The sequence below is a fragment of the Candidatus Flexicrinis affinis genome (assembly GCA_016716525.1).
In the GTDB taxonomy this organism is placed as follows: domain Bacteria; phylum Chloroflexota; class Anaerolineae; order Aggregatilineales; family Phototrophicaceae; genus Flexicrinis; species Flexicrinis affinis.
The window spans coordinates 393,906-403,739 of the sequence record JADJWE010000010.1 but is presented as its reverse complement, the minus strand read 5'-3'; the positions used below and the strand labels follow the sequence as shown (position 1 = coordinate 403,739).

Below are 9,834 nucleotides of genomic sequence, written 5' to 3'. Positions count from 1 at the left end.
GGCGAAGCATAACGATGCGCGCAAGGAGGTCAGACGGGTGGGATACGCCTGAGGTCCACCCGTCGCTGTCGCAGCCTGTGATGGCATTCGCGAATCCGGGATGTCCGCGTTGTGGTGCTCAATGGGCCGACCGTGAAACGAATCCATGAACTGACACCGGTCACCTTGACCGACCGGGAGTCGGGCGGACGGACGCGTTGGGGATCTGATCTGGGCCAGAACATGGTCGGGTGGGCATGATTCAAGGGTCTGGTGCCATGAGGCAACACCCCATATTGGGATCCTGGGTTTTCGGTAAGGAAGTAATCCCGATGGCTCTTCTGTATACGACGGTCCTGGAGATCGGCGCATTCTGACCGACTACTACACCTCTGGCGGAATTATGAAGAGATCTGGGAACCGGGAAGTTCACATTCCACGGTTTCCGCCACGTCGAAAATCGAGGGCTATCCGGGGCCGGTCAGCGCCGATACGGCCACCGGCATTGTCGTGCATTCGGACATGGAGCAGACCGGGACGTTTTGAGGGCACCTGAACGCTGATCAACCAGCTCCAGCGCAACATCTTGTGGGGCCAAAAAGGTAATCTTCGTCGATGTCCCGACCGACTGCCCGCAGCGTGATGAACGGGTCAAGGACCGGCGATATTCAGGTGTTTCATTAAAGATGGCGGCCTTTCAACATGAACGTATAAAAGTTCAGCAAGCCGAAAGTGGGCCAAAGACGCCCGCGACGCTCAAAACCCGGACGGTTCAATCCCAGCCGAAGTTCCTTTACGCAAACCGACGTGCCGTCGGACGGAGAAACACGCCTGCGGCCGGGATGCCGCGATCATCTGTCCGTGGACGATCTATCAGAGTTACGGCGACGTCCGCACATCCTCGAAGAGAACCAGCGACGTGATGACGCGGTTCCATGGACTTCTTGATTGAGACAAGTCCTGGACCGATCTTGCCAAAGCCGGATTACGAGGTGGCTGGGTTTAAGGGAATTCGATCCATCAACGCATCAACCCCGCGCGACCTGCTCGGCACGGCGTTTCTCGCCTATGATGCTGACCTGTTGTCGCAGATCGCCACGGTACTGAACAACCGGATGATGCTGCGCGGCATCGTCAGGTCTTCGAGGACACAAAGACCGTATCTGCAATCGCTTCCTGGCGGCAGGTCGCAATGGTTGTTCCTGTCAAGCCATCTCCGATCCGGCGACAACTGGATGCCGCGGATAAAGTTTCCTCGCGAGGCAACCTACGTGTCGTCGATTACGGCGAGATCGCGTCGGAAGTGTTCAACACTGATTTATCTACGCCGACTCAGACGGCGTAATGTTCTGGCGCTCCACTTCGATTTACTCCCCAGAGGATATGCGTCCGATCGGCAAAGGAGCTAAGTCGAGGACCTCAAACGGCGGGTTACGCACCTGTCCACAGGCTTTGTGGGCTTCCTCCTACCAGAATCACGCCCCAGCGCGAACGGCGAACTGGACGCGGTATATGCGCTTTCAAGGCTGGCAGAAGAGCTGCAAGTCGCTGCTGTACGCCGCGACTCCCCGGCGTGACGACGATCTGGGAACGGTGGGACGGGTGGACGGAAGAGAAACGGCTCTGAATTCCTCGGAGGATGGAAACTCTTCTAACCACTACGCGTATGGCGCACCGGGGACCGGATGTACAAGGTGATCGCCGGGATCAACCCCGATCCCTCTGCTCCGGGCCACAAGCACACGATCTCAGCGGCCCCGCCCGGCGGTGGACTGACGTTCGCGCGGGCAACATTGAGACCCTGTATGGCACGTTGGTGTCTGGCTGGAAGCTCGACAGCACCGGATTTGGAGTATGACGTCACGGTTCCGCCAAACACTACGGCGACGGTTCATCTGCCCGTCATTGACGCGTTATAAACGGGTGCCAGCGAGTGGCTTACGCATGAGGCGGTGCTGGGTACATACTCATTTTGTAGTCGAGTAATGCGGATCGGTTTGACGTCACAACATCGAAACCAGCGCCATACGATCGAGGGGCTGTTCAGTTCAACCGACTTCAGCCTTTCCGTTAACTGGCACGCTGCAGGCGTCACCGGTAACCACCCTGTCTCTGCTACCAGTCAGAGTGAAGCTCATCAAGGTCGATACGGCGCACCGTTGTGCACCCTCGAATCGCTTAACAGCCCGCTGCACCGAGCCTGCGCCCAACCATCGTCACCGCAACCGATCCTCGCTGCTAAGAACCTCGCGGCCTGCGAAGGCCACCAGATGCCGCTGTGGTTTAGGAGGACCGAATACGTGCGTGGATCCGTGACCTCGACCGTCAGAACACCATCCACGAGGATCACCGGCCTCGCTGGTGCGCGCGATATGGCTGACGACTGCCAGCGGCAGTCTCTACGTGCCCGCCGAACCCGATTCCTGCCAACGCTCGGTGATCGCGATCCCGCGCCGACGCACCTTCGTCTACGAATCGTGTTGCTGAGATCGCCAGTTCCCAAGAGGCTGGACACCAGCTTCTACTTCTCCACGGGCAATGAACCGTTATGATCGCCGCGTGCCAGCCTGTCAGGCGTTCCATCGCTGTGAAGTCGGCATTTTCATCATAGCGGTCCATCAGCCCCACGATCACCGACACGCGCTGACCATCAATGCTCGCCGTTCCGCGCCCGCATCAGACATATATCCATGAAACGGCCCCGCTCGGTTGCGGGCCGAGATGTGAACCAGCTGGCGCGGAGCCACGGAAAACCTGGGCGTGATTGTCAGCGGCTCTTCTTTGAACAGGCCGATCCTTGAACGCCTTGAACTGGCGGGTGCCTGGGATAACGAAGGGTTTCATTCTTGTAGAACTTCCAACGTCCCTTCGAGTGAATACGGTACGGGTGGAGGTCCTCCGGATGTGACGAACGCGTCGAATTCACCGAGTCCATCGAACGTGAGCGTTTCTGGCTCGGTCAACGCGTCGACTTTGGTCACCGCGCCATTGCGCAGAACTAAAGTCAATTCATCATATTCGTTGGCCAGCCGTTGATATGAAACGAACAACTGTACCCCCCACGGCGGGGTCGGTTCTTGCGGAAGACCTCTATCCCAGAGCGCCGCACGCCGCAAGTGGGGCGTATCCCCGGGAGCGAGCGGTTAATCACCGCCAGATCCTGAGCGTGTTGTTTAAGCCTGACCCATACCGCAGTCGGGGACAACCGAAATGCCTGCCGCACGCGCCTCTGGCGCTCATCGCCCACTGCGCAAGGACGGTTTCGTGTGGCCGCCGGCAGTCGACCATATCTGGTTCGTGATGCGATCGCCGCACGCGTGCAAATGAGGATCAGGATGAACGGCGTAGCGCAATAAAGACATGCCACGCGCGGTCGTTGCCGCTGAGCAGTGTCGTATCTTAGCGATTTCAAGATCGAATAGAGTCCGCAAGAAGATAGCTGGTTGGTTCAAAATGTTCGAAGTCTGTGATGCGTAGCTGACCGCCTTCAATCACGCGGGTGCCGGACCTGCGCGGGCCAACGACCACGCGCCGGTATCTTGACCGAAATCGTCATGAAGCACGGTCACGCTGCCGCTTTGGCCAATTTGAGCGGCGGTCCAAAACCTCCGACTATTAGAACGAACGCATCAGCGCCACCAATCGGGACATTAGATCCTCCTATGTGTGTCGCCAAGCGTCTGAGCAGAAGTTCTGCAAACGGGAATTCGATCCGCTCCGTTATTCTAACACCAACCAGGCACGCAGGTTGAGGGCGACGCGGCACGGCGGACCGCGACGCACTGCCAAGTGAGTAGCCGCACCGGTGGCCTGACGCGCGACTGTTCCGCGTTGCGCAGAGTCACGCCTGCGGTGGCGCGGATGCTCACGGACCGGTTGGGGCAGGTCCGGAGCGGCGAACTGCCCTGCTGCCCACATGCGCGCGCCGGTTAAAGCGTTGCCGCCGTGCTCGACCCACGGCACGTCCCAGCCAAAGTGGCTGAAGCTCGGGTCGGCCAGCGGAAGCCCGGAGGACTTTGCAGGCCGCGATTTCCCCGCCGCCGGCGAGGTCATGATGCCGTGACCGGCATGCGCGATCGAGACGGTCAGTCCGTCGATGCTCGGCGCCGAATCGATGATGGCGCGTTCGCCGTCATACGGCTGCGTGCGGCCGTCGGGCAGCGTACGGTACGCCACCGAGGCGTCGCGGTAGACGTAGTAACCGATGTTGTGCGAAGATGCCGCGCAGGTAGCGCGGGTCGGCAAAATCCTCACCGTCCGCGTGGCCGAACTGGCGCGAGTTGCAGCAGCGTCAGCGACGGAAAGCGCGGATCCTTCAACTGCTCGACGGGCGTGACCGATCGATGATCGCGTCGCGCGGCGTTCGCGCCGTATTCTTCGCCGGGCCGATTTGGTTCGCCATTGGTACTCCCAGCCGAAGATCGTGCTGGTTTTCGCCTCGACGTGCACGTGCGGATACGGTGCCGCGCCGATAATCATGGGTGCGTCCTCGGGAAACGGATCGTGACGCCAACCCGGTGGAAACTCTGGCGGGGGCGCATGACCGGTAGTTCGAATCCCGCGCGCTTCCGCCGGCACGGGCGCTGGCTCCGAGGCGATCACGACATGGGGTGACGCGATGTCGCCGGGGGCGTCGGACACGCCGCGGACGCGTCCGTTCTCGACGCGGATCTGCGTGTCTTTGCACGCCAAGCAGGATCGTGGCGGAGGGCGCACCCGGGCGTACCGGTAAATCAGCGCGTTCGAGTCCAGCCACCCGGCGACCGGGTCGTACTTCGCGGCGATCACCCGCTCGCTGAGCCAACCAGGCGGTGGTGCACCCAACCGCGTCGAGGTATTCGATGTGTGTCAGACCCATACCGCGCAGGTGAACGACGTCCGCGGCGAGGGCAGACGCCTGTGCTTCGGTAAACGCGCAGAACAGATAGCCGCGTTCCTTCATCGCCAGCGCATGTGCTGCGCCGTCGCCGAGGTAGGCGTCGGCGTTGTGGAAGACCTCCACACTGCGCGCCATCTGCCGTGCGAGGCACAGCGTCGGCCAACACGTTCGGAAGCACTCCAGCGAGGCGAGCGAACTTCCTGGGCCGAGGCGGTCGCTTCGCTCGATAAGGACGACCCGGTCTGGGCGCGGCGCGCTATCGCCCACAGCGCCGCCGTGCTGGCTGGCCCGCCGCCGATGATCACGACGTCTGCGGTGCGTGAATCTGGTCGCGTGGGGCTGCTCAAATACCGCTGCGACATCCGGGATCCACCCTTGCTGGTCTGGCCGGTCGGGCGCCGTTCCCGGTACGCCAGGCGGAGGCGGACCCGCGCAGCCCGATCTTACTGCACACCCCCGCGCGTGCTGCCTGCGCGGACGTCACAGACTTCAATCGCCTTGCAACAGGTAGTCGAGCGCGAACAAAAAGCCGCGCACATGGTGGGTAGCTTGGTCGCCGGAGAGGGTGAAGTCGTAGTACGGATCCCATGACCAGAAGCCCCACTGAGCGTCGGATCGTCGCTGTAGGGATGATCGCTGCCGGGGATAACCTGCACGGTCAGCGAATAGCGCAGCGCCCGGCACGCCACGTCGAGATAGACGGGCTTCCGCGTGACGTGATGAAGGCGTAGCAAGGCGATGGCGATATTCGGGATGTCGCCCGGCCCGACGGTAGGCACCACCACGTTGCCATCGCGGTCGATCGTCAGCGGCCACGAGCCGTCGGCATTTTGCCGTGCACGCAGCCATTCAGCGAAACGCTCGGCGGCGTTCAAGAACACGCCTGCCGCGTGCTCATACAGCATGACGCATGCTCAGCTCATCCGCTGCAATATCGGTGTTGAAATAGTCGTCGTTGATCAGGTAGAAGCTGCCGTCGTCCGCCTGCAGCGACAGGCCGTATTCGCCCCATTTCAGCGCGTAATCGTGCCATCTGGTTCGCCGCCGACATCCGCCAGCAGCAAGAACGCTCCACCACCCGGCCAAACGACTGCCAGCCCAGCTCCCGCCACGAGTCCTGCGCGATGTTGTACGGGCCGAAAGCCGTACCGTGGATTGCACGAGGAATCCGGCGCTTGCCGCGCGCGGTCCAAATAGACGAACCGCCATTCCGGCATGAAGCCCTGCCACAGGATGACAAATTCCGCCGTGAACTTGGTCCACAGTTCCGCCGGCGGTAGGGGCCGGTTACGCCGCCGATGACCACGCTCATCGGATGGGTGACGACAAAGTGCCGGTAGAACCAGTCCGTCGCGCGGGCGGCTTGGGTCAGCAGCTTTCGTCCTGATAATGATCGTAGGCGGCAAGAAACTGCTACGGAGCGATGAGGTTCACGGTTTGCGGCGGTTCAAAGCGCTTCGTGGCCGCGCTGTAAAAGCCGAGAAATGCCCCGGTCTCGTCATCGAAGTGCCGCTGCGCCCAGTCGTATGCATAGTGACGAATGCGGTGTTCCAGTTCAGATGGGGATACGCCAACCGCCGGCAGCAGCACGTCTGTGGACGACGTCGGCGGACTTCAGCCCCAGTCCTGCGGAGAAACAACGCCAAATTTCATAGATTACCTTCCTCTCCCACCACAAGGCGCGGTATGACGGAGATTGAGACCGCGCCGCTCACCCTGGAAAACCTTACCCCAACCCGTCTCCCATGTGCAGAGGGGCATCTGTGTCCCACGCGTAGTCTTTTCTCCTCTCCTCGGGAGAGGGGCCGGGTGAGGTCCGAATCATGGCCGGAGGAGTGAGGGCTGCGTTGCGATGCGGCACGGGCTTCTCCCGTTCTCCGCCTGCGCAAGGCATCACCAGCAAGCCCCTTTTTAGCGGGCTTTGAACGTATTAGCCGGGGGATTCATCCCCGGCATTGGCCCCTTGCACTTACGATCTGGGGACTTATCCTCGGCGCGCAGCGCGCTCAGGGCCGCCACGCGTACGCGTATAGGCGCATCGCGATCCCCGGCACGCTGATCGGTTCGACGGCGTCGAGGCGGTCGGCCGGCACGACATGCAGCCGCGGACGCACGTCGTAGCGGTCGCTCACGAACGCCAACGATCTCCCGTCCGGCGACCAGCGCGGATCGGTGTCGGTTTGCGGGTGGCGCGTCACCAACGTGATCCGCGTTTCGATATCCACCACCGCCACGTCGGGCCGACTGTTTGGCGCGGCCGGATAATGATTGTAGGCGATCCGCTGGCTGTCCGGCGACCACACCGCCTGATCCTGCCATCCATCTTGATCGGTCAACAGGATCGGCTCTCCGCCGTCGGCTGCGACCATATACAGGTGGCGCGTATCGTCCTGCGGTGGTTCGTAGCTGAACGCGATCCACGCGCCATCCGGCGACCAGCGCGGATTGTTCACCCCGTCAATGCCGGTGAACAACGGTGGGTCTGCCCGCTGTCGACCTCGACGCGCTGCAAGCCGCCAGCGCGCACGCGCGACAGGTACGCCACCGCCGACCCGTCCGGCGCCCACGTCGGCTGACCGGCAGGCTGGACGTTCAGGCAGCGCGCGCCGCCCGCCAGCGCGAGGATACAGGTCTTGGCGCTGATCGACATACACGATCGACTGCGACCGGGCGACCATGCCGGCGGCGAACCGAACGGCATATCCTCGACGTGAAGAACCGACCTGCGCGTGCCGGGCAGCCACGTCAGCAAATCGTACCCACCGTCGGTGCCGTCGAGCAGCACGTAGCCGAGGCGCGACCCGTCCGGCGACCACGCCCACGCGACCGGCAGGCGGTCGAGTGCCCTGATCAGCGTAGCCTTAACGTGATGGTAGATGTCGTGGCATACAGGCCGGGCGGCGCGTCGGCAAACGTGACCTGCGGCGTGCGCACGCCGCTTGCCGCCGCGCGAACGACAAAGATGGCGACCAGCGCCACGCCCAGATCGCCCCCATCGCGGCGAGGCGGCGGATCACGGAGCGAGCGCCTTGGGCAGGCGGAACCCGAACGCCGCCTGCCCAGCACGCTCGTGAAGAACACGCTCCCGCCGTGGCGCTCGACGATGCGCTTGACGAGGTACAGGCCGAAGCCCGTCCCGGCAATACGGCGCGTCTCGCGCGATCCGACCCGCGACAGCGGCCTGAATAGCTGATCCTTCGCTTCGTCAGGGATCCCGAAGCCGGTATCCGTCACGCTGAACTCGTAGTCGTCCCCGTCAGGGCGCACGCGCACGGATATCGAGCCGCCTTGCGGCGTGTACTTGATGGCGTTGTTGATGAGATCCGTCACCGACTGCGCCAGCACGGCGCCGACGCCTTCGACCGTGGCCGGGTCATGCGGCAGGTCGATCGACAGCGAGTGGTCTTTCGACTCGGCGGCGGGCCGCTGGGCATCGACCACGTCGTTCACCAGTGCCGTCAGTGACAGCCCTCGAAACGTTCAGAGTCGATCAGCAGGTCGACACGCTCGGCGTCGAGGATGTCGCGTGAAATGCGATAGATCCGCTCGGCGGCCGTTTCAATCTGCTCGAGATACTCGAACTGCGCTTTGCCAACCGGCATGCCCTGCTGCCGGTCGTCGCGCAGGTACGCCACGAAGTTGTTGATCAGCATCAGCGGGTCGCCCAAGTCATGCGCGCCAAGCTGCAGCATGATCGTCTTGACCTGTTCGAGATCGCTCACGCGTTCGTGGAGTTCGCGCAGGGCTTCGAGCTGCTGCACGGTTTGCGCGTGAAGCTGCGCATTGTCGAGTGCAACGGCCAAGCGCCCGGCGAGAATGCACAGCACGCTGAACAGCGTCTCGGTGAACTGATTCGGCACGTCCGACTCGAGCGACAACAGCCCGACCAGTCCACGATGCGTCATGAGCGGAATGGTGATCTGTGCGACTGTTTCCGGCAGCGCCGCAAATATAGTCCGGGTCGGCGGACACGTCAGGGACAAACGCGGCCTTTGTGTGCGCAGAACGCGCCCGCAGATGCCTTGGACCAGATTCTCGACCGTGCTGAACCGGTATGCCGCCTCGCTGCCGAATGCACGCATCAGGCGAAAATCGCCGGCCTGCTGTACGGCGATGAATCCGGCCGATGCGCCGCTGAGCTGCCGAGAAATTTCGACGCCGACATCCAGCACGCGTTCGTAGTCGATGCTGTCGGAGAGCCGCGCCTCCAGAACGCGCAGTGCGCTCAATTCGTCCAAGCGAGCACGCAGTGCGGCTTCGGCCGTGCGCAGGGTCGTGATGTTGCGCACGAGCATCATCACCTGACGGTCTGTAACGGCGACGCACCGCAGCTCGTAGTGCGCCGTAGAACCGTTCGGAAGCGTCCACGCAATGTCGACAGGCGGTATCGCCCCCTCGCGCAGCGTCCGGTCGATCATGTCGAAGGCCCTGCGCAGCATCGATTCTGGCGCGGGCAGATCGCGGATGTTCATGCCCGGCACCAGCGTCACGCCGATGTCGATTACGCGGTTGGGAATGTAATCGACCACCAGACCATCGTGATTCAAAACGAGGATCGTGTCCGGCATCGCGGTGATCAGCGCACGAGTGCGCGCTTCGCTTTCGCGTAGGTTGCGTTCGGCCATACGCTGCGCGGTAATGTTGCGGCACACCATGACACCGGCGACCACCGACTGGTCGGCGTCCCGCGCCGGACCGATCTGAATGCTGTAGACGGAACGCCCATCGTTGAACGACTCTTCGAGGGTTGTCTGCTGGCCGCGCAGCGCCGCCAGAAAGTGCGATTCGTAGCGTCGTGCCAGATCGCTGTTGAGCGCCTCGTCCAACCTGTAGCCGACGATGCGCGCGGCGTTGAAACCGAACGCCGGCAGGTCGCGCCCTTCAGCCAGAAGAAAGCGCAGGTTGTTGTCGAACATAAGTATGGCAGTATCCGGCAGGCTGCGCGCAAGCGCGGGTAGGCCGTCAAGCCAGGGAGT

Annotated in this window: 10 protein-coding genes and 1 pseudogene; 3 read left to right on the top strand and 8 right to left on the bottom strand. The window is 62.5% G+C overall.

Annotated features, from left to right (window positions below; all coding sequences use genetic code 11):
• Nucleotides 1-703 precede the first annotated feature (703 nt).
• The 3 genes and pseudogenes from IPM16_23995 to IPM16_23985 all read left to right on the top strand — a co-directional run bounded on the left by IPM16_23995 (nucleotide 704) and on the right by IPM16_23985 (nucleotide 1,898).
• Nucleotides 704-931, top strand: a pseudogene (locus IPM16_23995) (hypothetical protein).
• Nucleotides 915-1,388: a hypothetical protein gene (locus IPM16_23990; protein MBK9126171.1), complete on the top strand. Its 474-nt coding sequence runs from the start codon at nucleotides 915-917 to the stop codon at nucleotides 1,386-1,388. Before IPM16_23995 ends, IPM16_23990 begins: the two are co-directional and overlap by 17 nt.
• Nucleotides 1,389-1,664: 276 nt before the next feature.
• A complete protein-coding gene (locus IPM16_23985) occupies nucleotides 1,665-1,898 on the top strand; it encodes a hypothetical protein (protein MBK9126170.1) in 234 nt (77 codons plus the stop codon).
• 921 nt (nucleotides 1,899-2,819) lie between these two features.
• On the opposite strand, the gene IPM16_23980 is transcribed toward IPM16_23985, so the two are convergent.
• The 8 genes from IPM16_23980 to IPM16_23945 all read right to left on the bottom strand — a co-directional run bounded on the left by IPM16_23980 (nucleotide 2,820) and on the right by IPM16_23945 (nucleotide 9,774).
• A complete protein-coding gene (locus tag IPM16_23980) occupies nucleotides 2,820-2,987 on the bottom strand; it encodes a hypothetical protein (GenBank protein ID MBK9126169.1) in 168 nt (55 codons plus the stop codon).
• 712 nt (nucleotides 2,988-3,699) lie between these two features.
• Nucleotides 3,700-4,767: a hypothetical protein gene (locus tag IPM16_23975; protein ID MBK9126168.1), complete on the bottom strand. Its 1,068-nt coding sequence runs from the start codon at nucleotides 4,765-4,767 to the stop codon at nucleotides 3,700-3,702.
• Between the two features lie 534 nt (nucleotides 4,768-5,301).
• Nucleotides 5,302-5,763 (bottom strand): hypothetical protein, encoded by a 462-nt coding sequence (locus IPM16_23970; GenBank protein ID MBK9126167.1) that lies wholly within the window; start codon nucleotides 5,761-5,763, stop codon nucleotides 5,302-5,304.
• Entirely contained in the window at nucleotides 5,753-6,067 is a 315-nt protein-coding gene (locus tag IPM16_23965; GenBank protein ID MBK9126166.1) for a hypothetical protein, read from the bottom strand. Before IPM16_23965 ends, IPM16_23970 begins: the two co-directional genes overlap by 11 nt.
• A gap of 797 nt (nucleotides 6,068-6,864) precedes the next feature.
• Nucleotides 6,865-7,332 carry a PD40 domain-containing protein gene (locus IPM16_23960; GenBank protein ID MBK9126165.1) on the bottom strand — a complete coding sequence of 156 codons (468 nt, stop codon included), beginning with the start codon at nucleotides 7,330-7,332 and terminating at the stop codon, nucleotides 6,865-6,867.
• On the bottom strand, nucleotides 7,308-7,643 hold the full coding sequence (locus IPM16_23955) for a hypothetical protein (GenBank protein ID MBK9126164.1): 336 nt from the start codon (nucleotides 7,641-7,643) through the stop codon (nucleotides 7,308-7,310). Before IPM16_23955 ends, IPM16_23960 begins: the two co-directional genes overlap by 25 nt.
• A 65-nt stretch (nucleotides 7,644-7,708) precedes the next feature.
• Nucleotides 7,709-8,308 carry an ATP-binding protein gene (locus IPM16_23950; protein ID MBK9126163.1) on the bottom strand — a complete coding sequence of 200 codons (600 nt, stop codon included), beginning with the start codon at nucleotides 8,306-8,308 and terminating at the stop codon, nucleotides 7,709-7,711.
• An 8-nt stretch (nucleotides 8,309-8,316) separates the two neighbouring features.
• Nucleotides 8,317-9,774, bottom strand: coding sequence for a PAS domain-containing protein (locus tag IPM16_23945; protein ID MBK9126162.1), 1,458 nt, complete (start codon nucleotides 9,772-9,774; stop codon nucleotides 8,317-8,319).
• Between the last annotated feature and the right edge of the window lie 60 nt (nucleotides 9,775-9,834).

Excerpts from the sequence above, each read along its gene's own strand:
- IPM16_23970 (MBK9126167.1), bottom strand. The coding sequence starts at position 5,763 with ATGCTGTATGAGCACGCGGCAGGCGTGTTCTTGAACGCCGCCGAGCGT.
- IPM16_23985 (MBK9126170.1), top strand. The coding sequence starts at position 1,665 with ATGTACAAGGTGATCGCCGGGATCAACCCCGATCCCTCTGCTCCGGGC.
- IPM16_23945 (MBK9126162.1), bottom strand. The coding sequence starts at position 9,774 with ATGTTCGACAACAACCTGCGCTTTCTTCTGGCTGAAGGGCGCGACCTG.
- IPM16_23990 (MBK9126171.1), top strand. The coding sequence starts at position 915 with ATGGACTTCTTGATTGAGACAAGTCCTGGACCGATCTTGCCAAAGCCG.
- IPM16_23965 (MBK9126166.1), bottom strand. The coding sequence starts at position 6,067 with ATGGCGGTTCGTCTATTTGGACCGCGCGCGGCAAGCGCCGGATTCCTC.